A 19,001-nucleotide genomic window follows, 5' to 3' on the forward strand; every position below is an offset into this window, starting at 1 on the left:
TTATGAATAGGTATACGGTGAATTTGAACTGTTGAACCATTTTGATCTTTCAAAGGCCCTTCTTCCGAAATAGAGACCCAAAACCAATGCTATGAGAAATAAAAGAACAAATACAAAATTCCTGAAAGAGACCGGCAACCATTCTGCTTTTATTTTTACAGATTTATTTTCAGGGGTTGCAGATATGCTTTCTGCCTGAGCATTTGCATTTAGTAAAGAATCAATATCCGCTTTTCCCAGTATCTTGTGAACCAATTGTCCGAGTGTACTTACCGAATCTTTTTTAATCATTTTAGCATCCCCGAAAGATGTGGTTTCGAAGGTCGACTGATTAGTTACGCTGACGGTTCCATTCTCTTCCCTCGATATCGAAAGATTACCATCCGGAGAAATATATTTTGCAGGCTGCGAAGTTTTAAGAGGCTCCTGTCTTTCAGCAGAAATCACAAAATGATAATTTCCGGGAGCAACGCCACAAAAATTAAATGATTCACGCTGGCTTCCCTCGCTCCAGTTTTCTCCATCTTCATAGCCATGGTATTGTTCGATATCCTTTGAAGCGAAAACAATTTCGTTGTTTTTTTCATTAACCAGGCCTAATCCTACATTTGCCCAGGAATTATCAACATTGGAAGAAACTTCAACATTCAACGGTGCGGAACCGCCGGATAATTCGAAGCTTTTGCTTACCATTTCTTTATCCGCAACATCGGCAAAGTTAATTTCCTGTTCAAAAACCAGGGCATTTGTTCTGGTACCGACCACGTAAAGCTGAATGAGGCAGATTATCAACGCCGATACAGCCAGAATATTGATAGCCTGTGTTACATTGACATAAAAAGGCTGAACAATTCCTATTCCTGAATAATTCGGAAGACTAAGAATATTAAATGCTTTTTTTACTTTATATTTTGAAATATGTTTCCCGAAGAAAAACTCGGTGTTACTGCCCGACCGTTCCTGAGAAATCATTTGGGTTCCGTTTACATATTCTTTGTAGTTGGCAATCGAAAAATTGAGACTGTCTTCAAAAAAGCCTGCCGCCGCATGTATTGTACATTGCGTAGTTTCGTACCATCTGTAGTTTTTCATATGGAATTCCGCAACTTTATCATTAAGCTTTTTCTTAACATCCATAGCATTAATCACATGCAGAAAAACCCAGTGTCCGTCGCTTTCGCTCAGGAAAGCGTCTTGTCCTTTTTTGTCTTTTAAATAATATTCCCTCCAGAAAACAGTACTTCCGTATTTTCGGATGATAATTCCGGTTACGGTATAGTCTGTTCCGTCAATTGTTCCTTTCTGCCCGACTTCCAGAACAACACTTTCGACAGGCTTTTTAACAACTTTTGCGGAAATATTTTTAGAAATATCAATAAGATTTGAACAGGATTTGCAGATATATTCACTGATTTCAAAATCTGCATCAATTGTATTCTCGGTTTTACATACGGGACAAATGTAATGCATGTTTATCTGTAAATTTTGTGTTTCTGAATGGTTTTAGCTTTAAAATACTGTATCATTTCTTCGGCAATTTTTTCAACTTTTGCCGTATTATCCTGTAAATAATTGCAGAGGAAAACATCAAAGGTAAGCTGCCTGAATTCCGGCCAGGTATGGATACACAGGTGAGATTCCTTAAGGCAGACAGCAGCTGTAAAGCTATGGTTTTCAAAAACATGACTCGTCACTCCTACAATTTCAACATCTTTTGTTGAGAGTACACTTCGGGTAAATTCCAAAAACCCTTCACTGTCTAATAATAAAGCTTCTGACTCCGTTTCCAAAGTCAGAAGAATATGTAAACCTTTGCTGGTAAATGATTCCAATTCAATATATTTTCAGCAAATATATTATTTTTTCGGTAAGAAAACTTCTGCAAGCATACAACGTGCGCTGCCTCCTCCGTTTACTTCAATCGTATTTAAGTCTGAATAAATAATTTCGCAGTATTTCTCTATCGCAGAAATCTGATCTTCATGTAAAGATTTATAAGCGGTTTCGCTCATGACCAAAAACTTCTGCCCTTCTTTATTATTTACCTGAAGCATATTTCCGGCAAACTGCTGCATCTGTTCTTCAGAAATTTCAATGATTTCTTTTCCAGAATTTTTAATGGTTTCAATAACCTTGCTTCTTTCCAGTTCATCGTCAATACAATCCAGGCAAATAACTACAAACTGATCTGCAACACACATCATCACATTGGTATGGTAAATCGGAAGTCTTTCTTCTCCAACCGTCTGGAATGAATGGAAAACAACCGGTGTAAAACCATATTTCTCACAAAACTCCCTGAATAGATTTTCATCCAGTCTTAAAGAAACCGAGCCGTACGCAATTTTATTATCGTGATCGAAGATCATGCTTCCGGTTCCTTCCAGGTAATGACCCTGCGTTTCAGGGAAAGACCAGTCGTCGATCTCCGAAACTTCATATCCCTGGTCTTTGATGGTTTCGATGATATCTTCTCTTCTTTCCACTCTTCTGTTGGAAGCGAACATCGGGTATAAAACCACTTTTCCTTCTTTATGAAAGCTTACCCAGTTATTGGGGAAAATAGAATCCGGAGTGTGGGGATCCAATGTATCTTTTATGGTGATGACATTGATTCCTTTGCTTCTAAGTTTTTCAACAAAAGCTTTAAATTCTGACAACGCTTTGAACTGCGTATCAAATCCTTTCTGCTCTATCTGAAAATAGTTATTTTTTGCCGTCTCTGCATTAAATCCGAATGCAATCGGCTCTATCATTAATACGGTATCTGTTGTCTGCATAGTTTGTGTTGGAGGGGGGTTTTGGGTTTGAGAGTCTGAGTGGTTTAGTGTTTAGTGTTTAGTGTTTAGTGTTTAGTGTTTAGTGTTTAGTGTTTAGTACAAAATTACTTTTCTTCTTTTATTGATGAAAATGTACACCAAGTTTGTGACTGAACTCATCATATTCATTAACATCCCGATTATTTGGTTGTATTGATTGTTTAAAATTTTAAATTATTCTTCATTAATATACTCACAACTTCTTGCAAATTGCAGCCAGGTCTGAGTTTGCTCTTGCCTCGCCTTCAGAATCTGTAAGTTTTGAAATAAAGATTTCTCATATTTCCTTTTTGCCCCATGCTTTACTGATATTGGCTGAAACTGAGCGTGAGGATCTTCGTATTTGATCCGTAAGAGAATCACGTTCTTCTGCAGGGAAAATTTTTGAAAGCTGATAGATTTCCATTGCTGTATCAAAAGATTTCTGATAACCCGCAGATCCTGATGAAATTTTATAGTTGGCATAATCATTTGTATTTAAGTTTAAAAATATAAAACTTTTTAAACAAAATACAATTACACTGATACACTCATACTCTAAAACCCTATAACGTTCAAACTTATTCTCTCACAAGTGGCATCGTAGAACACCTTAACAACCCTCCCATTTTTGAAATTTCGCGATAAGGGATTTCTTCAACGGTCATTCCCCATTCGTTTCTCAGGTGGTTGTTCATCCTGGTAAAAGTTTTGTCTGAAACCACTACTTCCGGAGAGATCGAAAAAACATTCGGGAACATTTCAAACATTTCTTCTGCCGTTACATGGAAACAGTTTTCTTCCCCAAAAATGTCGATAATCAGGCGATAATCACTTTCATCTACAAAACCGTCTTTGTAAATAATACATTTGTCTTTACCGATCGGGTTGAAAGTACAGTCCAGATGCAGAATGCCTTCGTATGGAATTTTATCGTTTTTTTTCAGTTCCAGGTCGATAATTCTTTTTTTAGGAAAGTATTCTTTGAGAATTTCTATAGCATATTCATTAGTTCTTGCTGTCTTATAGCTTCTGTAGTCTTCGCTGAAGCAGGTCCCGATAAACAGGAAATCGTCCCAGACAATTACATCTCCTCCTTCAATATGCGCGGTTTCCGGTAGATTGATAATCTTTCTCCATTCCACTTTTTCAAAAATATTCCTGTAAGCCCCCTGTTCATCTGCCCTGTCGGTAATGACATTAGAAATGATCATTTTATCATCAATAACAAAAGCAACGTCTCTAGCGAAGACCTGATTATAATCTTCTATAATACTCGGGCGCAGTACTTCCACGTCGTATTTTTTCAATACGGATTCGAAAGCATTCATTTCATTAATAATATCCTGCTCTTTCGGGTAAATATTGTTTTGTATGGAATAATAGGATTTGGCATCATAACTTTCCTCAAGAGTCGGAACACCTCCCATAGAATTTGGCTGTCCCAGAACCACTGATTTCAGCCTTCCTGTTTCGTTTTTTATATTTAGTTTCATAAAGATTTATGCAATGCTACAAATATAAGTAAAGGAGTGAATCTGGGAAACTTTTGTTGCATTTTAGATTGTCCGGATAATATTAATCTATTATATTGTCGTATGACAGTTTTTTACTTGAGTAATTTAATAGACTAAAACAATTGTTCGCTTAACGACAGCCATTTTATAGATAATTTTTAAAATAATTTTCAGCATCAAATTAAAAACTCTAAGCTATTTATATAAATCAAAATGTCAAAATCGCTGTCTGTAAAATAAAATAGACCTTGCAGTTGTGCACAAAACTTATTATTTGTTATATTGTTCTTTCACAGAGTAAAAAGTAAAATGAGAAAATCTGATAAATCAATTCATAATATCTGCATCGCAAAAATTAAACGGAGCACAATGAAGCCCTACGATTTTAAATGGACAAAATTTTACGAAATGGATTCCAAAGATTTATTTAAATACTACCCTTTCAAACTGGACAATGAAGAATTAATTATATCCTCTACTATTATTGATTCAGAAAATTTCAGCATCTTGACCACGAGAAAACTGATTACTCTTGAAAATGGAATATTGTTTTCCGGAGATCTGAAAAATGCAAAAGATCAGTTTTACGGACATTTTAAAAGTGAAAAAGAAGAGTTTACCTTTGGCTCTGTAGAACTTGAGAATGAATTGATTTTAAAATACTTTATCGAAACAGGAAAGGCTTCTATGGTAATGATTCAGAGTATAGTGACAGTAATAAAAATTCAACACTAGCATCTAATAAACCACCGACATTTAAACATGAATTTGCAATAATTTTATTTTTCTACTTTTCTCAAAGCTTTAATTGAATACCAAACTGCAATCAAACTCACTATCAACTGCCCCGGAACGAGAGTCCTTCTGAAAAGCATGCTGAAATCATTGGCTCTTTTGTAGATAAAGGGCACCCATCGTTCTTCGGTTTCATAAAAATACAGATAATACACTGTTCCGATTCTGAAAATGAAAAGGCTAAGGCTGATATAAAACAACATCTTTACAGATTGTCTTGTTGATACAAGAATAATAAGACTAAAGGCACAAAGGAAACAAATAAGCATCTCCATCTGGTAGAAAATAACGTTTACAAGACTGTATGTCGGCGAATAATCCGCAGGTTTGGAATGTAACATTTCAAGAAAATCGAATGTTTCAATCAGGAGGAAGAGTCCGTAGACAATATAAAGAACAATATTAATTCTCATTGTTCTTTTTAACGAATTTAATTTCTCATTTTCCATACTTTAAGTTAAAAAAATTCTACGAAATAAAAAATCCCAAAGCAAGCTTTGGGACTATTTATTATAACAGGAAATATTATCTGTTTACCATTTCCATGTAATCTCTCTTTTGAGCGCCTTGGTATACCTGTCTTGGTCTTCCGATAGGGTCTCCTTTTATTCTCATTTCTTTCCACTGAGAAATCCATCCCGGAAGTCTTCCCAACGCAAACATTACCGTGAACATTTCTGTAGGGATTCCTAAAGCTCTGTAAATAATACCTGAATAGAAGTCTACGTTCGGGTATAGTTTTCTTTCCACGAAGTATTCGTCTTCCAAAGCCACTTTTTCCAACTGCATGGCAATATCCAATGCTTTATCCTGAATACCCAATGCATTTAGGATATCATCAGCAGCTTTTTTAATGATTTTCGCTCTTGGATCAAAGTTTTTGTACACTCTGTGTCCGAAGCCCATTAAACGGAAGCTGTCATTTTTATCTTTAGCTTTAGCTACCCATTTGTTTACATCGCCGCCATCTTTTTCGATAAGCTCAAGCATTTCAATTACAGCCTGGTTTGCTCCACCGTGAAGTGGTCCCCAAAGCGCAGAAACTCCGGCAGAAACCGATGCAAAAAGACCTGTATGAGCAGAACCTACCATTCTTACCGTAGAGGTAGAACAATTTTGCTCATGATCTGCGTGAAGGATTAATAACTTATCTAAAGCCCCTACAACAACAGGATCAATTTCAAATTCCTGGTTCGGCATTCTGAACGCCATTTTATAGAAGTTTTCTACATAATTCAGGCTGTTATCTCCGTGGTTAAGCGGTAATCCCTGGGTTTTTCTGTATGTCCATGCACAAAGGTGAGAGAATTTTGCAATAAGCAATTCTGCAGCATGGTCCATTTCTTCTTTAGAATTTACATTAACCGCTTTTGGATTAAACGCCGTTAAAGCAGAAGTTAATGAAGAAAGAACTCCCATAGGGTGAGCAGAACGAGGGAAAGCATCGATGATTTTTTTCATCTCCTCTGCTACGAAGTTATATTTTTTAATGTTTGATTCGAAAGAACTGTACTGATCCTGAGTAGGCAATTCACCGTGCAGTAAAAGGTACATTACTTCTGTGAAGTTTGATTTATCGGCAATCTGCTCAATTGGGTATCCTCTGTAGAATAACTCTCCTTTATCTCCATCTAAGTAAGTGATGTCACTAAGTGTAGCCCCGGTATTTTTATACCCTAAATCAAGTGTAATCAGACCAGTCTGGTCTCTTAATTTTGAAATATCGATTCCTCTGTCTCCGATAGTACTATCCACAATTGGATATTCATATGAATTACCATCGTAATTCAATATTACTTTGTTGTCTGACATTATTTATTTTTTTTCTAAATATACTATTTATTACAAAACACGGCAAACTAAAAATTTCGCTTGCCGTTATTTATAATTTCAATTAATTATCTTTTGATTTTAAATGCATCCAATCCTGGGAATACTGCAGTTTCACCAAGTGCCTCTTCAATTCTCAGCAGCTGGTTGTATTTTGCCATTCTGTCTGATCTTGAAGCAGATCCGGTTTTAATCTGTCCACAGTTCATTGCTACTGCAAGATCAGCAATAGTAGAATCCTCTGTTTCCCCTGATCTGTGGGACATAACGGATGTGAATCTGTTATTCTGTGCCATTTGTACGGCAGCCATCGTTTCAGAAAGAGAACCAATCTGATTTACTTTAACCAAAATTGAGTTGGCAATACCTTCTTTAACACCTCTAGACAGTCTTTCAACGTTTGTTACGAATAAATCGTCCCCTACTAACTGTACTCTGTCACCGATTTTATCCGTTAACATTTTCCATCCTTCCCAGTCGTTTTCCTGCATACCGTCTTCGATAGAAATAATCGGGTATTTCGCAGCCAGTTCAGCAAGGTAAGAAACCTGCTCACTGCTTGAAAACTGAGCGGCATCCGGAGTCTGGAACTTTCTGTAATCGTAAATTCCGTCTTTGTAGAATTCTGAAGCAGCGCAGTCCAGTGCCAACATGATGTCGTCACCAGGCTTGTATCCCGCTTTTTCGATGGCCTGAAGCAATGTATCCAACGCATCTTCAGTTCCGGAGAAAGTTGGCGCAAAACCACCTTCATCACCTACGGCAGTTGAAAGGCCTCTTGAATGAAGTATGGATTTTAGGTTATGGAAAATTTCAGTTCCTTTTCTTAATGCATGGGAGAAAGAATCTGCTTTCACCGGCATGATCATAAATTCCTGGAATGCAATTGGCGCATCTGAGTGAGAACCACCATTGATAACGTTCATCATAGGAACAGGAAGGGTATTGGCATTTACACCGCCAACATATTTGTATAAAGGCATTCTCAGTTCAGTAGCAGCAGCTTTAGCAGCAGCTAAGGAAACTCCCAGGATGGCATTAGCCCCAAGATTTCCTTTATTGTTTGTTCCGTCAAGATCGATCATAATCTGGTCGATAAGATTCTGATCATAAACAGGAAGCCCTACCAATTCAGGCGCGATTACTTCTCTTACATTCTCAACAGCTTTAAGAACACCCTTCCCCATATATTCTGAACCGCCATCACGCAGTTCTACTGCTTCATGTTCTCCTGTAGATGCTCCTGAAGGTACTGCAGCACGACCCATAGCACCGCTTTCCGTGAATACATCTACTTCAACTGTAGGATTTCCTCTTGAATCTAAAATTTGTCTCGCTTCTATGTAAGAAATGTAACTCATTGTTCGTTTTTTTATAGTTCAGACAAATTTAATCAATTTTTAACTTTAAAAAGCAGATGACACGTAATTTATACGTTTATTCAGAGTTAAATTTTAGTTAATATATGAATTAAAAAATAACTGAAATAAAAACAGAGCCGTTATCATTTAAATCATAATGAGAATGATCATCACCTATATCGTGGCCTATTCTTTTATTTATTTAAATTATATTTTTCCCTCTCCTGCGGGCTAAGTGCTCTCATTGTTTTGGCTTCTTCCACTCTAGCTTCATTAGCAGCTGTTTCTGAAATTTTCTCCTGTAATGAGACTATTAAATCTACAACTTTATTAAAGCTGTTAAAATACTTTTCATCTTGGCATTGCTCAGGAAAATTCACACAATGCTCCTCTAATCTGTACAGGGCGTCTCTGAGCATATTCACCGGAGCTGTTCTTTCTCCCAATTTGGATAATGTTTCAGCTATTTTTGTAATTTGTTCGGCGGATACACTATCTCCTGTTTTCAATTTGCCGGTGAGTTTGCTGGTAATATCCGTCGTGGTTGCTATAGCGGCATCAGGCTGAACTTCTGATAAAATTTTATCAATCTTACCATTATTATCAAGACTTATGACAGCTCCCCGGCGTGTAGCATCGTACGACATCTGATAATTTGAACCTTTATTTTCCAGTTCTTTCAATGTGGCTTTATGCCTTATATTACATGAAATACATGACAAAATTACGAGTAGATAAAATATTATTTTCATGGCATTACATTATAAATTGAGTTTTCTGTTTCATCAAATCTTGCATTTCCTTTTTCAAGCACTATTGCCAACGCTGAAAATTCCTGAAAGTTCAGATCATCTATTATTTCAGGATCTGCATCTTTAAGCTTTAATATAACCTTTCCTTTTTTGGAAGATAAATTCCATTCTAATAAATAGTCAACAATTATTTTCATGGTCAATTTTTTAAGTTAGTGTATTATAAAGAACTTTATTTTACAGATGTATTTGTGTTAACATTGATAACCGAGCTATCAGAAACAGTTTTTTTCTGTTTTTCATTTGTTTTAATGAGTAAATAGCCCGCGCTACTTGTTCCCATTAAAGCTAAAGCATAATTATCAAAAACAGGAAACTCCGTAGTATTAGTAATGAATTGGCAGACAAACACTAAACCGAAAATTATATTAAACAACAAAGCTTGATAGCGGTGTACGCTTATTCCGCCCGCATCTGATAATATATCTCTTATAAAACCATTACTATCAGTATTTTTTTTAGGATTTGGTATCTCGTTATCAATATATGTTGCTACACTTGCAGTTCCCACACTTATTCCCAATAAAAGTAAAATTGAAGGTTCTTTCAGTTTCAAAAGCAAATCAAAGTTACCATTGTTTCCCATACCAGCGCACAAACATATTATTACAATCATTGTCCAATAAAACAACTGACTTCTTGAAAAGCTGTATGTTTTTTCTGATCCATTGTCGACCTGTGTGTCTTTTAATAAATCTGTTTTAACAGCAAGCCACATTCCGAATATAAAAATGGCTACAGGAAGAACATATTCGAATAAAATTTTCATGGTTATTAATTTTTAATTTGTACTTCAAAGTTATTTAAAAAATTTACTTCTAAACATTATTCAAAAAGATAATTCTATAGAAAGTGATATTCCGGTTAAAAAAAATTATCCTAAAAACTTATAATGAAAAACAGATGAGTTCCGTTTTCAGTTGTAATTTCACAATGACCGTTCTGCTCCTGCATTCTTCTTTTCATATTTCGGAGACCATTGCCTTCCGGATTTTTATGGTTAATGCCAATTCCGTTGTCGGAAATTTTCATGATAAATTCTTTCTCTTTTTGGGTGAATGATAATTTAATCTCACTGGCCTGACTATGCTTATAAATATTATTCAAAGCTTCTTTCAAGCATAAGAACAGATTTCTTCTCTGTTCGGTTGAAATGGTTGTTTCTTCAGCTATTTTTCCGCTTTCTGTAATGATTACAATTGTTGTTCTCTTAAGAAAGTTTTGAGCATATATTTTAGCATAATCGATAAAACTTCCCAGTGTATCATTCCCTGAATTCAGGCTCCAAAGCATTTCTCTCATGGAAAGATTCATTTCTTCTGAGGTTTTCAGAAGTTCTTCAATATCGTTCTTGAGTTCTTCATCTTCGGCACGCTGTTTTAAAAATTCTGCCTGCAGTTTCAATGCAGAAATTCCGGCCCCGAGATCGTCGTGCATATCGTGGGAAATCCGTTCCCGTTCTTTCTCGATGAGCTTTTGTTTTTCAAGCTCTTTCTGGAGCAGCTGGTTTTGGTGTTCGGATTCTTTGAGCTGTTTTTCTTTGAGATAGAGAAACTGTTTTCGGTTATACATCAAAACAACAAAAATTATAAATGTTACAAAGATCATTACCAAAATTACAGCAATGATATACATTATTTTTATTTCGGTTGGCAACATAGCTTTTCAATTATTTTTTTTAAGAATTTTAGCCAATCCTAAAAATAAGATCCAATAAGTCAATATATTAACACCTGTAAAAATATTTTGAATCATAATCAAAAATCTTGGATCTTGTGAATTGAAAAGATATGTCGGGAGAACTCTGAATATGAAAAAGCAACCCCATAACAATATCCCGCTTGATATCCAAAATGTAAAATCTTCTGACATTCTTTCTGAGTCTAAATCCATTACTTTTTGTAAAAACCAGCATAAACTCAAAATGATATAATAAATAGCCAGACCGACTAAAAAATTTATATTTAATATATGAAATCCTTTACTAAACTGGCTAAAAATACCAAACGTAAAAATACAGATTGTTAAAATAACTATTAAATATCTGATATATTCTATTTTGAATCTCCTTATATAAACGTTGAAAAAATACCCTATAGAAAATAATGTGTAAATAAATATTGAGATATTTTGACCTATTATCTGTGTCTTGGCAATAATAATATCATTTAAAATTGTAAAAAATAAATAAAAATAAATATGATTCTGATCTTTATTTATTCTTTTATATGCTAAATACAATGATAAAAAGAAAGTTATTATAAGCGATAAGTAATAGATATTATTCAAGCTATTTTGCATCACAATTGGAAGGGCATAAAGTATTTAAATCATAATCTGACAATAATGAAATCCTAGAAGAACTATTATTATCTGCCCAAGTATCTGTGATTAGTGTTAGTTGGCCAGGCTTTGCATCGTCATTTTTCTTTTGATAGTAATTTTTATATTTATCCATATCGCTGACAGTAGAAAGTATAAACTTCACAATATTTCCTTTTACAGCATTTGACAACTCATATTTCTGGACGTCAATCAAATAATCTTTTATTTCTTGTTTCTTAATGTTTACATAATCAGTTTGTTCTTGTTCAGGAATACAATTAAATCGGCCGATCTCTTTTTTTATATATTCTTTATAATTATTCTTCATTTTCTCAAAGTCTTCTTGGGAGATATAAATATCTTTCTCTAGATTAAAAATTCCATGATATTTTTCAATGCTGCCGTTTTCTGCATAAGAATAGACAATATATAATTGTTTGTCAAAAGGAATTAGTTCTGGATAATTATTATTGTAGTTTTGCTCCTTACGATACTGAATAAAATGGATTTTTAACGTTTCAGATTTTTGTGGAAAATTATTGTATATGTTTGTAAATTGTTCATTCGTAATATAATAATCTTTTGGATGAGATGTAACAATCTTTTTCAAAACATTATATGGACAACTGTCAAAATTCTTTTTCATAACTGTTGCCAATTCTGCCGGAATCTTTACAAGATCAGGAGATGGCATAAATTTATTATTAGGGTTCTTTTTTTTATTTAAATCACCACAACTTTCTAAACTGCATATAATAGCTAATACAGCTAAAATACAAAACACTTTAAATAAATTTTTCATAAGTTCTTAGTTTTTAAAATGGTTAAATTTATTAATAGCCTCCACTTTATTATTGACATGGAGTTTTCTGTAAATGTTTCCGACGTGTTTTTTGACGGTATCAATACTGATGAATTTCCTATCGGCTATTTCTTTATACAGCAGACCTTGGGAAAGCAGCTCAAGGATTTCTTTTTCCCTCACTGTCAATTCATCGAAACCCTTTATTTCAGGAAGTTTTCTTTCGAAATGGCTTAATACTTTTCTGGCGATGGAAAAGCTCATGGGAGCGCCACCGTTGTAGACGTCCCGGATGGAAGAGAGAATCTTTTCCATGCTTTCACCTTTTACCAAATATCCCATTGCCCCGGCTTTTAAAGAATTAAAAACTTTTTCATCATCTTCAAAACTGGTACACATGATAAACTGAGTATCCGGAAGTTCTTTTTTTAGATTTTCAATAATTTCAATACCGAGCATATCCTGCAGCTGGATATCCATCATTACGACATCCGGAGAAATATCGGGAAGATTATGTAACGCGTCATTCCCATCAAAATACTGGGCAATTACTTTCATATCATCCTGATAATTGATGACTTTCTTTAACGCATTGTTATAATTCTTTTCGTCTTCTACGATGGCTATGGAAATACTCATGTCTGTGATTGTTTAGGTACAAATTTCAACAGAAAATAAACGGAAGTCAATTACTCTTTCGGGTAATTTTAAAAGATTTAAGTTTCATTTGTTGGTTTAGTTTTTGTTTTTATTAAATTTAATAAAAAATATTTTATTTCTAAAAATATTTGGCAATCATCACATTAAAAAAAATTAACATCATGAAAAAGGGACTTTTCGCAGCATTCGCAGTCATTGCACTATCATTTACAAGTTGCAAAAAAAGTGAAACGGGGAATAAAGCTGTATTAAAATCAGATGGTACCGAAAAATCTATGACTGATAGCGGTAAAGCAGATCCTAATATTCAGTATGAAACTGACGTTAACGGAAAAAAATATGTAAAAACAGACTTTGTGTATAAGGCAACTGACGGAAGTCTTGCCAAGGTTGTCTTCAATTATAATGAAAAGACGATGAGCATCAGAAGCAATAATAAAACTTTCATTCTGAATAAAGTTGATTCTGAAGGCAATGAGGCCGTTTATGAGAAAATGGACATGAAAGCTACGATAAAAGGAGACAGCCTGATTCTTGATCAGGACAATAATATCATTGAGCTGGTAAAAACTAAAATCTAAGCAATGAAAAAACCGTTCAGAATCTGAACGGTTTTTCATTTTATATCTGAATGAATATTATTCTTCAGTCTTTTCCTCTGTAGAATCAGCAGCTTCAGCCGTAGGCTCAGCAGCTTTTTCTTCTACTACAGGAGCTTCAGCTACTACAGCTTCTTTCTTAGCTGTTGCAGATCTTCTGCTTCTTCTTGTTGTCTTCTTCTCTTCAGCATTAGGATTGTAAAGCTCGTTGAAGTCTACCAATTCGATAAGAGCAGTATCAGCAGCATCACCAGGTCTGAAACCAGTTTTGATGATTCTTGTGTATCCACCGTTTCTCTCAGCGATTTTAGGTGCTACAGTTCTGAACAATTCAGCAACTGCTTCTTTATTTTGAAGATATGAAAAAACAACTCTTCTATTGTGTGTAGTATCTTCTTTTGCTTTTGTTAATAGAGGCTCAACATATACTCTTAAAGCTTTTGCTTTAGCAACAGTAGTGTTGATTCTTTTATGCTCAATTAGAGAACAAGCCATATTAGAAAGTAAAGCACTTCTGTGAGAAGCCGTTCTTCCTAAGTGATTGAATTTTTTACCGTGTCTCATTATTAATTATTTATCAGCGTCTAACTTATATTTTGCAACGTCGAAACCGAAGTTAAGACCTTTTGAATGCACTAATTCTTCTAGTTCTGTCAAAGATTTTTTACCAAAATTTCTGAATTTCATCAAATCAGACTTACTGTAAGAAACCAATTCTCCAAGAGTTTCTACTTCAGCCGCCTTCAGACAGTTAAGGGCTCTTACAGAAAGATCCATATCTGCTAATTTAGACTTAAGGAGTTGTCTTGTATGAAGAGTTTCCTCATCATATTGGATAGATGCTTTTACAGCTTCCGTTTCCAGCGTGATTCTCTCATCAGAGAACAGCATGAAGTGATAAATTAATATCTTGGATGCTTCTGTTAAAGCGTTCTGAGGACTAATAGATCCGTCAGTTTCTATATCTAATACAAGTTTTTCGTAGTCTGTTTTTTGCTCTACACGATAATTTTCAATGCTATATTGTACTTTCTTGATTGGCGTGAAAATAGAGTCTATCGCAATAGTACCTACCGGTGCATTGTTTGACTTATTTTGTTCAGAAGGAACATATCCTCTACCTTTTTCAATATTGAAAGTAATTTCGAAAGTTACATCACTGTTTAGGTTACAGATCACCAAATCCGGGTTAAGAACCTCAAATCCGTTGATAGATTTTCCTAAATCACCAGCAGTAATAACCGTCTGACCTGATACTTTGGCATTAACCTGCTCGTTTGACTGGTTTTCTGCCGTAGCTTTTAATCTTACCTGCTTCAGGTTAAGAATAATTTCGGTAACATCTTCGATTACTCCTGGAATAGTTGAAAATTCGTGCTCTACACCTTCTATTTTGATAGATGAAATAGCATAACCTTCCAGAGAAGAAAGCAACACTCTTCTCAAAGCATTACCGATTGTAAGCCCGAAACCTGGTTCTAGTGGTCTGAATTCAAATTGACCTCTAAATTCATCAGAGTTAAGTAAAATTACTTTATCGGGTTTTATGAATTGTAAAATTGCCATATTATTGGGTTGAGCAAAAATTTGATTAAAAAATTATTTAGAGTAAAGTTCGACGATAAGCTGTTCCTTGATGTCTTCCGGAATTTGGATTCTCTCAGGAGCAGAAACGAAAGTACCTTCTTTCTTCTCATCGTTGAATTGTAACCACTCATAATTTGCTTTAGAAGCCAATGCGTTGGTAACTACTTCAAGAGACTTAGACTTTTCTCTTACAGCAATTACATCACCTGCTTTTACCAAATATGAAGGAATGTTCAGGATTTCTCCGTTCACAGTGATGTGTCTGTGAGAAACCAACTGTCTTGCAGCAGATCTTGTTTTAGCAAAACCTAATCTGTACACTACGTTGTCCAATCTTGATTCGCAAAGTTGCAATAGAACTTCACCTGTTACACCTTTACTTCTGTGTGCTTTGTCGAATAAGTTAGCAAACTGTCTTTCTAAAATACCGTAAGTATATTTAGCTTTTTGCTTTTCAGCTAACTGAACTGCGTATTCAGATTTCTTAGCACCTCTTCTTTTGTTAGGACCGTGTTGTCCCGGCGGTTGGTTTTTTCTTTTCTCGAAGTTTTTGTCATCTCCGTAGATTGCAGCACCAAACTTTCTCGCAATCTTAGTTTTAGGACCAATATATCTTGCCATAATGGATAAATTCTAAAAATTAAACTCTTCTTCTTTTTGGTGGTCTACATCCATTGTGTGGCATAGGAGTCACATCAATGATTTCGCTAACTTCAATTCCTGAATTGTGAATAGATCTGATAGCAGATTCTCTACCTGCACCTGGTCCTTTCACAAACACCTTTACTCTTCTTAATCCAGCTTCGTGAGCTACAGCAGAGCAATTTTCAGCTGCCATCTGAGCAGCAAATGGAGTATTCTTTTTAGAACCTCTGAAACCCATTTTACCGGCAGAAGCCCAAGAGATAACCTCTCCGTTTTTATTTGTTAAAGAAATGATGATGTTATTGAAAGAAGCCTGAATATGTGCTTCACCAATAGCCTCAACTTTTACTTTTCTTTTCTTAACTACTTTAGTTTGTTTTGCCATAATTCCTAACGATTATTTACTAGCTTTTTTCTTGTTAGCAACAGTTTTTCTCTTTCCTTTACGGGTTCTAGAGTTGTTTTTCGTTCTCTGGCCTCTTAAAGGTAATCCAAGTCTGTGACGTATTCCTCGTTGGCATCCTATGTCCATTAATCGCTTAATGTTCAATTGCACTTCAGATCTTAATTCTCCTTCTACTTTAACGTTTTCAGAGATATAGTTTCTGATTGCAGCCAATTCATCGTCATTCCATTCGTTGACTTTCTTGTCTTCGCTGATACCGGCAGCTTTAAGGATTTCTGAAGAAGTACTTCTTCCAATTCCGTAGATGTAAGTTAAACCGATAACACCTCTTTTGTTTTTTGGTAAATCAATACCTGAAATTCTCGCCATAATTTAATGTTAGCCTTGTCTTTGTTTAAATTTTGGGTTCTTCTTGTTGATTACGAATAGTACACCTTTTCTGCGTACGATTTTGCAATCAGCGCTTCTTTTTTTAATTGATGCTCTTACTTTCATTTGAAAATATTTATTTTTTTAACTGCCAAAAGAATCCTTCGATTTCATTTGATAGTATTTATTTCTTTAACAATAGCCAAATGGAACATACGCTCCATTTGGCAGATTGTCTTAATATCTAAATGTAATCCTCCCCTTCGACAAATCGTAAGGAGACATTTCTAATTTTACCTTATCACCAGGTAATAACTTAATATAGTGCATACGCATTTTGCCGGAGATATGGGCGATGAGAACATGCCCGTTTTCCAGCTCTACACGGAACTGAGCGTTCGAAAGTGCTTCCGTTATAACGCCGTCTTGTTCAATATGTTTTTGTTTTGCCATAAATTAATATCCAGTCGTTCTTGATAATTTAGACTGCATTAAGCCATCATAATGATGGTTCAGCAGATAGGTATTAATCTGTTGAACAGTATCTAAAATTACTCCCACCATAATCAATAGTGACGTTCCCCCGAAAAATAAGGCGAACGCATCTGTCTGAACAAAGCTTCCGTGTACAATTGCCGGAAGGACTGCAAAGATAGATAAAAAAATTGCACCTGGCAAGGTAATTTTTGATAAAATATCATCTAAATAATCAGCGGTCTCTTTTCCTGGTCTTACCTTTGGTACTAAACCTCCATTTCTCTTCAAATCATCAGCCATTTGGTTTACCGGAATTGTGATCGCAGTATAGAAGAATGAGAAAATAATAATCAATAGCGCAAACAATACATTGTACTGCCAGCTAAAAACATTCTTGAAACCTGCAAGAAAAGTGTTTGACTCATCTACTTTAGTTAAAAGCCCCGGAACGAACATCAGCGCCTGAGCGAAAATGATCGGCATTACACCGGCAGCGTTTACTTTCAATGGAATCCACTGTCTTGCTCCTTGCATAAGATTTCTGTTTACACCTCCTCTTGCCTGAGCTCTGCTTACATACTGGATAGGGATTTTTCTCACAGCAACGGATAATACCACTGCTAAAAGAACAACCAACATCCAGAAAATTACTTCAATAAGGATCATGATTGATCCCATTCCTCCTTTTCCGTTCTGAACTGCCATTTCCTGTACGAATGCTTCCGGTAATCTTGAAAGGATCCCCACCATAATAAGGATAGAGATACCGTTTCCGATACCTTTGTCGGTGATTTTTTCACCCAACCACATTGCGAATACTGAACCGGCAACCAAGATTACAATACTTGGTAACCAGAACATGATGGAATTTGGCTCTACATAATATGCAGATGAGAACTGAGCATATGGTAAGAATAATTGAGTAATAGAAGTTAAATAAGAAGGTGCCTGTACAAGACAAACTCCAATTGTTAACCATCTAGTTATCTGGTTCAATGTATTTCTACCGGACTCTCCATCTTTCTGAAGCTTCTGAAGATAAGGAATAGCCATTCCCATCAACTGAACAATAATAGAAGCAGAAATATAAGGCATGATACCTAACGCCATTACGGAAGCGTGACTGAAAGCTCCCCCCGTAAACGACGAAAGCAAGCCAAGGAGACCTGCTCCTTGCTTGTTACCGCCTTGATTTTTATAATGCTCTAAGAGATCTCCCACTTCTGCAAGGTTAATTGCAGGCAGAGAGATATAAGATGCGAATCTATACACAAGGATAATTCCTAAAGTAAAGATAATTTTATCTCTAAGTTCTTTAAGACTCCAAATATTTTTGAGTGTTTGTATAAATTCTTTCATTAGTAATTATTATAAGGTAATTGCTTTTCCACCTGCTTTAGCGATAAGCTCTTCAGCAGATTTAGTGAATTTGTCAGCTGAGATAGAAACCGCAGATTTCAATTCTCCCCTACCCATAATTTTCACTAATTCGTTTTTAGTTGCCAAACCGTTTGCTACCAAAACTTCTTTTGTAATATCTCCTGTGATGGATTTATTTTCAATTAAAGTCTGGATAGAATCAAGGTTAATAGCTCTAAACTCTTTTCTGTTTACGTTTTTGAAACCGAATTTAGGTAATCTTCTTTGTAAAGGCATCTGACCTCCTTCGAAACCGATTTTCTGAGAATATCCGGCTCTTGCTTTTTGTCCTTTATGTCCTTTTGTAGAAGTACCACCTTTTCCGCTACCTTGTCCTCTACCAATTCTTTTTGAATTGAAAGTAGATCCTGCAGCTGGCTTTATGTTGTTTAAATTCATTTTAAAATTATTTTAAAAATTATTTTTGAACTTCAAGTAAGTGACTAACTGCAGCTATCATTCCTAAGATAGAAGGAGTAGCTTCGTGTTCTACAACTTGGTGAAGTTTCTTTAATCCTAATGCTTCAAGCGTTCTCTTTTGGGTTTTTGTTCTTCCAATAGCGCTTCTTACTTGTTTTACTTTGATTGTTGCCATTGTC

General features: G+C 35.2%; 26 protein-coding genes. 2 read left to right on the forward strand and 24 right to left on the reverse strand.

All coding sequences use genetic code 11. From position 1 onward, the window contains the following. From U9K52_RS12840 to U9K52_RS12860, 5 genes are all read right to left on the reverse strand, one after another. Positions 1 to 1,470, reverse strand: coding sequence for a DUF4178 domain-containing protein (locus tag U9K52_RS12840; protein WP_322926902.1), 1,470 nt, complete (start codon positions 1,468 to 1,470; stop codon positions 1 to 3). A 2-nt stretch (positions 1,471 to 1,472) separates the two neighbouring features. Beyond that, entirely contained in the window at positions 1,473 to 1,832 is a 360-nt protein-coding gene (locus U9K52_RS12845) for an S-adenosylmethionine decarboxylase family protein (RefSeq protein ID WP_248390228.1), read from the reverse strand. Positions 1,833 to 1,856: 24 nt separating this feature from the next. Further along, positions 1,857 to 2,780 carry a citrulline utilization hydrolase CtlX gene (ctlX, locus tag U9K52_RS12850; RefSeq protein WP_312171094.1) on the reverse strand — a complete coding sequence of 308 codons (924 nt, stop codon included), beginning with the start codon at positions 2,778 to 2,780 and terminating at the stop codon, positions 1,857 to 1,859. A gap of 316 nt (positions 2,781 to 3,096) precedes the next feature. Beyond that, positions 3,097 to 3,225 (reverse strand): four helix bundle protein, encoded by a 129-nt coding sequence (locus U9K52_RS21315; RefSeq protein ID WP_323673796.1) that lies wholly within the window; start codon positions 3,223 to 3,225, stop codon positions 3,097 to 3,099. 154 nt (positions 3,226 to 3,379) lie between these two features. Next, the gene (locus U9K52_RS12860; RefSeq protein WP_248390219.1) at positions 3,380 to 4,294 is read right to left on the reverse strand and encodes a dimethylarginine dimethylaminohydrolase family protein; all 915 of its coding nucleotides are present in this window, start codon (positions 4,292 to 4,294) and stop codon (positions 3,380 to 3,382) included. A gap of 390 nt (positions 4,295 to 4,684) precedes the next feature. Here U9K52_RS12860 and U9K52_RS12865 point away from each other — a divergent pair, with 390 nt between their 5' ends. Continuing rightward, positions 4,685 to 5,050 carry a hypothetical protein gene (locus U9K52_RS12865; RefSeq protein ID WP_322926905.1) on the forward strand — a complete coding sequence of 122 codons (366 nt, stop codon included), beginning with the start codon at positions 4,685 to 4,687 and terminating at the stop codon, positions 5,048 to 5,050. Positions 5,051 to 5,094: 44 nt separating this feature from the next. Here U9K52_RS12865 and U9K52_RS12870 read toward each other — a convergent pair whose 3' ends face one another. The 9 genes from U9K52_RS12870 to U9K52_RS12910 form a co-directional block, all read right to left on the reverse strand. Then, on the reverse strand, positions 5,095 to 5,523 hold the full coding sequence (locus U9K52_RS12870) for a hypothetical protein (RefSeq protein ID WP_322926906.1): 429 nt from the start codon (positions 5,521 to 5,523) through the stop codon (positions 5,095 to 5,097). Between the two features lie 112 nt (positions 5,524 to 5,635). Next, positions 5,636 to 6,922 (reverse strand): citrate synthase, encoded by a 1,287-nt coding sequence (locus U9K52_RS12875; protein WP_263601651.1) that lies wholly within the window; start codon positions 6,920 to 6,922, stop codon positions 5,636 to 5,638. An 86-nt stretch (positions 6,923 to 7,008) separates the two neighbouring features. Then, entirely contained in the window at positions 7,009 to 8,301 is a 1,293-nt protein-coding gene (eno, locus tag U9K52_RS12880) for a phosphopyruvate hydratase (protein WP_248390209.1), read from the reverse strand. A gap of 194 nt (positions 8,302 to 8,495) precedes the next feature. Then, positions 8,496 to 9,053 (reverse strand): hypothetical protein, encoded by a 558-nt coding sequence (locus U9K52_RS12885; RefSeq protein WP_248390207.1) that lies wholly within the window; start codon positions 9,051 to 9,053, stop codon positions 8,496 to 8,498. After that, positions 9,050 to 9,250, reverse strand: coding sequence for a hypothetical protein (locus U9K52_RS12890; RefSeq protein ID WP_322926907.1), 201 nt, complete (start codon positions 9,248 to 9,250; stop codon positions 9,050 to 9,052). Before U9K52_RS12890 ends, U9K52_RS12885 begins: the two co-directional genes overlap by 4 nt. Positions 9,251 to 9,285: 35 nt before the next feature. Next, positions 9,286 to 9,882: a hypothetical protein gene (locus U9K52_RS12895; RefSeq protein ID WP_322926908.1), complete on the reverse strand. Its 597-nt coding sequence runs from the start codon at positions 9,880 to 9,882 to the stop codon at positions 9,286 to 9,288. A gap of 110 nt (positions 9,883 to 9,992) precedes the next feature. Continuing rightward, complete coding sequence (locus tag U9K52_RS12900; RefSeq protein WP_263601655.1) at positions 9,993 to 10,748, reverse strand: sensor histidine kinase; 756 nt, start codon at positions 10,746 to 10,748, stop codon at positions 9,993 to 9,995. Between the two features lie 655 nt (positions 10,749 to 11,403). Beyond that, complete coding sequence (locus tag U9K52_RS12905) at positions 11,404 to 12,240, reverse strand: hypothetical protein (protein WP_322926909.1); 837 nt, start codon at positions 12,238 to 12,240, stop codon at positions 11,404 to 11,406. Between the two features lie 6 nt (positions 12,241 to 12,246). Continuing rightward, positions 12,247 to 12,879 carry a response regulator transcription factor gene (locus U9K52_RS12910; RefSeq protein ID WP_322926910.1) on the reverse strand — a complete coding sequence of 211 codons (633 nt, stop codon included), beginning with the start codon at positions 12,877 to 12,879 and terminating at the stop codon, positions 12,247 to 12,249. Positions 12,880 to 13,061: 182 nt separating this feature from the next. Here U9K52_RS12910 and U9K52_RS12915 point away from each other — a divergent pair, with 182 nt between their 5' ends. Next, the gene (locus tag U9K52_RS12915; protein WP_322926911.1) at positions 13,062 to 13,481 is read left to right on the forward strand and encodes a hypothetical protein; all 420 of its coding nucleotides are present in this window, start codon (positions 13,062 to 13,064) and stop codon (positions 13,479 to 13,481) included. A 57-nt stretch (positions 13,482 to 13,538) separates the two neighbouring features. Here the strand turns inward: U9K52_RS12915 and rplQ are convergent, their stop codons facing one another. The 10 genes from rplQ to rpmD form a co-directional block, all read right to left on the reverse strand. After that, on the reverse strand, positions 13,539 to 14,063 hold the full coding sequence (gene rplQ, locus U9K52_RS12920; RefSeq protein ID WP_248390179.1) for a 50S ribosomal protein L17: 525 nt from the start codon (positions 14,061 to 14,063) through the stop codon (positions 13,539 to 13,541). A gap of 6 nt (positions 14,064 to 14,069) precedes the next feature. Continuing rightward, a complete protein-coding gene (locus tag U9K52_RS12925; RefSeq protein WP_066434456.1) occupies positions 14,070 to 15,065 on the reverse strand; it encodes a DNA-directed RNA polymerase subunit alpha in 996 nt (331 codons plus the stop codon). Between the two features lie 33 nt (positions 15,066 to 15,098). After that, the gene (rpsD, locus tag U9K52_RS12930; RefSeq protein ID WP_169231317.1) at positions 15,099 to 15,707 is read right to left on the reverse strand and encodes a 30S ribosomal protein S4; all 609 of its coding nucleotides are present in this window, start codon (positions 15,705 to 15,707) and stop codon (positions 15,099 to 15,101) included. A 19-nt stretch (positions 15,708 to 15,726) separates the two neighbouring features. Continuing rightward, positions 15,727 to 16,116, reverse strand: coding sequence for a 30S ribosomal protein S11 (gene rpsK / locus U9K52_RS12935; RefSeq protein ID WP_002983263.1), 390 nt, complete (start codon positions 16,114 to 16,116; stop codon positions 15,727 to 15,729). A 12-nt stretch (positions 16,117 to 16,128) separates the two neighbouring features. Continuing rightward, entirely contained in the window at positions 16,129 to 16,506 is a 378-nt protein-coding gene (gene rpsM / locus U9K52_RS12940) for a 30S ribosomal protein S13 (protein ID WP_042720400.1), read from the reverse strand. A gap of 9 nt (positions 16,507 to 16,515) precedes the next feature. Continuing rightward, positions 16,516 to 16,632, reverse strand: a complete 117-nt coding sequence (gene rpmJ / locus U9K52_RS21320; protein ID WP_007839480.1) for a 50S ribosomal protein L36 — start codon at positions 16,630 to 16,632, stop codon at positions 16,516 to 16,518. Positions 16,633 to 16,743: 111 nt separating this feature from the next. Continuing rightward, complete coding sequence (gene infA / locus U9K52_RS12945) at positions 16,744 to 16,959, reverse strand: translation initiation factor IF-1 (protein WP_029297754.1); 216 nt, start codon at positions 16,957 to 16,959, stop codon at positions 16,744 to 16,746. Between the two features lie 3 nt (positions 16,960 to 16,962). Next, positions 16,963 to 18,342 carry a preprotein translocase subunit SecY gene (secY, locus tag U9K52_RS12950; protein ID WP_066434454.1) on the reverse strand — a complete coding sequence of 460 codons (1,380 nt, stop codon included), beginning with the start codon at positions 18,340 to 18,342 and terminating at the stop codon, positions 16,963 to 16,965. Positions 18,343 to 18,351: 9 nt separating this feature from the next. Further along, positions 18,352 to 18,801, reverse strand: coding sequence for a 50S ribosomal protein L15 (gene rplO / locus U9K52_RS12955; RefSeq protein ID WP_248390176.1), 450 nt, complete (start codon positions 18,799 to 18,801; stop codon positions 18,352 to 18,354). 19 nt (positions 18,802 to 18,820) lie between these two features. Then, positions 18,821 to 18,997: a 50S ribosomal protein L30 gene (gene rpmD, locus U9K52_RS12960; protein WP_029297759.1), complete on the reverse strand. Its 177-nt coding sequence runs from the start codon at positions 18,995 to 18,997 to the stop codon at positions 18,821 to 18,823. Positions 18,998 to 19,001 lie beyond the last annotated feature (4 nt).

Source organism: Chryseobacterium sp. MHB01 (assembly GCF_034651565.1).
Taxonomy (GTDB): domain Bacteria; phylum Bacteroidota; class Bacteroidia; order Flavobacteriales; family Weeksellaceae; genus Chryseobacterium; species Chryseobacterium nepalense.

Excerpts from the sequence above, each read along its gene's own strand:
- U9K52_RS12840 (WP_322926902.1), bottom strand. The coding sequence starts at position 1,470 with ATGCATTACATTTGTCCCGTATGTAAAACCGAGAATACAATTGATGCA.
- ctlX (WP_312171094.1), bottom strand. The coding sequence starts at position 2,780 with ATGCAGACAACAGATACCGTATTAATGATAGAGCCGATTGCATTCGGA.
- U9K52_RS21315 (WP_323673796.1), bottom strand. The coding sequence starts at position 3,225 with ATGGAAATCTATCAGCTTTCAAAAATTTTCCCTGCAGAAGAACGTGAT.
- U9K52_RS12860 (WP_248390219.1), bottom strand. The coding sequence starts at position 4,294 with ATGAAACTAAATATAAAAAACGAAACAGGAAGGCTGAAATCAGTGGTT.
- U9K52_RS12865 (WP_322926905.1), top strand. The coding sequence starts at position 4,685 with ATGAAGCCCTACGATTTTAAATGGACAAAATTTTACGAAATGGATTCC.
- U9K52_RS12870 (WP_322926906.1), bottom strand. The coding sequence starts at position 5,523 with ATGAGAATTAATATTGTTCTTTATATTGTCTACGGACTCTTCCTCCTG.
- U9K52_RS12875 (WP_263601651.1), bottom strand. The coding sequence starts at position 6,922 with ATGTCAGACAACAAAGTAATATTGAATTACGATGGTAATTCATATGAA.
- eno (WP_248390209.1), bottom strand. The coding sequence starts at position 8,301 with ATGAGTTACATTTCTTACATAGAAGCGAGACAAATTTTAGATTCAAGA.
- U9K52_RS12885 (WP_248390207.1), bottom strand. The coding sequence starts at position 9,053 with ATGAAAATAATATTTTATCTACTCGTAATTTTGTCATGTATTTCATGT.
- U9K52_RS12890 (WP_322926907.1), bottom strand. The coding sequence starts at position 9,250 with ATGAAAATAATTGTTGACTATTTATTAGAATGGAATTTATCTTCCAAA.
- U9K52_RS12895 (WP_322926908.1), bottom strand. The coding sequence starts at position 9,882 with ATGAAAATTTTATTCGAATATGTTCTTCCTGTAGCCATTTTTATATTC.
- U9K52_RS12900 (WP_263601655.1), bottom strand. The coding sequence starts at position 10,748 with ATGTATATCATTGCTGTAATTTTGGTAATGATCTTTGTAACATTTATA.
- U9K52_RS12905 (WP_322926909.1), bottom strand. The coding sequence starts at position 12,240 with ATGAAAAATTTATTTAAAGTGTTTTGTATTTTAGCTGTATTAGCTATT.
- U9K52_RS12910 (WP_322926910.1), bottom strand. The coding sequence starts at position 12,879 with ATGAGTATTTCCATAGCCATCGTAGAAGACGAAAAGAATTATAACAAT.
- U9K52_RS12915 (WP_322926911.1), top strand. The coding sequence starts at position 13,062 with ATGAAAAAGGGACTTTTCGCAGCATTCGCAGTCATTGCACTATCATTT.
- rplQ (WP_248390179.1), bottom strand. The coding sequence starts at position 14,063 with ATGAGACACGGTAAAAAATTCAATCACTTAGGAAGAACGGCTTCTCAC.
- U9K52_RS12925 (WP_066434456.1), bottom strand. The coding sequence starts at position 15,065 with ATGGCAATTTTACAATTCATAAAACCCGATAAAGTAATTTTACTTAAC.
- rpsD (WP_169231317.1), bottom strand. The coding sequence starts at position 15,707 with ATGGCAAGATATATTGGTCCTAAAACTAAGATTGCGAGAAAGTTTGGT.
- rpsK (WP_002983263.1), bottom strand. The coding sequence starts at position 16,116 with ATGGCAAAACAAACTAAAGTAGTTAAGAAAAGAAAAGTAAAAGTTGAG.
- rpsM (WP_042720400.1), bottom strand. The coding sequence starts at position 16,506 with ATGGCGAGAATTTCAGGTATTGATTTACCAAAAAACAAAAGAGGTGTT.
- rpmJ (WP_007839480.1), bottom strand. The coding sequence starts at position 16,632 with ATGAAAGTAAGAGCATCAATTAAAAAAAGAAGCGCTGATTGCAAAATC.
- infA (WP_029297754.1), bottom strand. The coding sequence starts at position 16,959 with ATGGCAAAACAAAAACATATTGAACAAGACGGCGTTATAACGGAAGCA.
- secY (WP_066434454.1), bottom strand. The coding sequence starts at position 18,342 with ATGAAAGAATTTATACAAACACTCAAAAATATTTGGAGTCTTAAAGAA.
- rplO (WP_248390176.1), bottom strand. The coding sequence starts at position 18,801 with ATGAATTTAAACAACATAAAGCCAGCTGCAGGATCTACTTTCAATTCA.
- rpmD (WP_029297759.1), bottom strand. The coding sequence starts at position 18,997 with ATGGCAACAATCAAAGTAAAACAAGTAAGAAGCGCTATTGGAAGAACA.